At 29.7% G+C, this 1,638-nt stretch carries 3 protein-coding genes; all 3 read right to left on the reverse strand.

Annotated features, from left to right (window positions below):
- Positions 1-880 (reverse strand): PHP domain-containing protein (locus AACZ53_RS14525; protein ID WP_339839924.1); only part of this gene is annotated, 880 nt, incomplete at its 3' end.
- Positions 877-1,002, reverse strand: coding sequence for a hypothetical protein (locus AACZ53_RS14530; RefSeq protein ID WP_339839926.1), 126 nt, complete (start codon positions 1,000-1,002; stop codon positions 877-879). The genes AACZ53_RS14525 and AACZ53_RS14530, both read right to left, overlap by 4 nt.
- 46 nt (positions 1,003-1,048) lie before the next feature.
- Positions 1,049-1,396: a 3'-5' exonuclease gene (locus AACZ53_RS14535; protein WP_339839928.1), complete on the reverse strand. Its 348-nt coding sequence runs from the start codon at positions 1,394-1,396 to the stop codon at positions 1,049-1,051.
- Between the last annotated feature and the right edge of the window lie 242 nt (positions 1,397-1,638).

Below are 1,638 nucleotides of genomic sequence, written 5' to 3' on the forward strand. Positions count from 1 at the left end.
TGCTTATCATGTTTGCAACCACTAAAAAATAATCTTGAAAATCTCTTCCTTCAATAAGTTCTAGTTCTCTTTCATAACGCTCTTTATATATTTCATCTTCTAAATTTATTCCTTTTTTCTTGGCTCCAACTTTGCATAGAAATCTTACTGTTTCTTTTCCTTTGTATTTTATCATTGGTGCTTTTTTCAATTGAACACTGCAAGATGAAGAAACTTCATGGGTATTTTTTATTGCGTCTTTCCATTCTGGATTTGCTTTGTGAATTTGAATCCATTCTTTAGTTGATAAAATATGTTGTGGGTATGTTTGGTTGCAGTTGTTTCTTGGTGAGGTGAAAAGTTCATAAACATCATGATCTAAAGGTTTAGGATAATAATTGTTGATGATTGCTATCTTTGGGATTCCATCAAAAAGACGAAACATTTTAGGTGTTGTTGTTGTTAAAGAAATGAAATCTATTCTTTGATCGTCTTCAAAGTTTTCTGCAATCACAAAAACATTTTCCGACAGATTGAAAACATCTTTTAGGCTTATGTTTCCGCGATAATAAAAATTGTCATAGTATTTTTTCACTAACTGATAAATTTCTTTCAAGCCTTCATAATTTTTTGCAATAAAAATATATTCATAACCAAACTGGCCTCTTGGTTTTACTTTGTCAGAAGCATTTTCAACAACTGTTAGCCTTACAGAATAAATTGGTTTTATTTCTAAAGCTTTGCACTTTTTTTCTATTAATGGATGACTAAAAGTATTTCCAACATCAGCTATGCCTATAGCTTTTTCTTCAATTCCATATTTTAAAGTTTCGTCTAAATGTCCGTAAACATTTTTAAAAGTGAATCCTGTTTTTAGTGCTAGATGAATTATGTTTTTCATGCGTAACCGTTTTCCTTTAACCAAACAAAACATTCTACAGTTGCAAGAACATCAGCTTCCGCTCTATGCGCTCCATCATGATTTTTTCCTGTTGCCATTTTATAAAGGTTTCCAAGCTTCATTCTTTTATTTTCTATTGGGAAAGAAATTTCAACAGTACAATTTCTATTAATGGGCCAAGGAAAATAATGTTCTTATCCTTCTCAATTCAAACTTCAAAACATCCATATCAAAATTTACGTTATGTCCTATAACGTGATTCACTCCGGTCATGAAATTACTTATCTTTTTTAACTCTTCAGAAAATGTTGGTTGATCTTCTAAAGCTTCATCTGTTATTCCGGTGATCTTAGTTATTATTTCTGGAACTGGAATTGGAATTTTAAAAAGTGAGTTGTATTTTGCAATCACTTCAAAATTTTTATCAAACTTAATCATGCAAAGTTCAGTCATGAATGGTTGAAATTCTATCGCTGTTAAATCTGGTTTAAGCAGTCCTGTTGTTTCTGTATCCAATGCCACATAAATTTTTTTATTCATAACGAAATTCCCTTTAAATTTTTTCTGTTTTGGTTTTTTCTATTGATTGATTTTTTTATTTCAGTTGTCTATTTTACTCTCTAAAAAACTGCGTTCAATAGGCAGAAAATTCTGTGAAAAATAAGATGAAAAAATCAGATCAAAAAAGTCTTTTTTGTAGCTCTAAAATTTTTTATTTTTTTTGATTTTATAGCGCAAACTATTTTCTTGTTTTTGGG

Origin of the sequence: uncultured Flavobacterium sp. (genome assembly GCF_963975005.1) — a bacterium.
Classification (GTDB): Bacteria; Bacteroidota; Bacteroidia; order Flavobacteriales; family Flavobacteriaceae; genus Flavobacterium.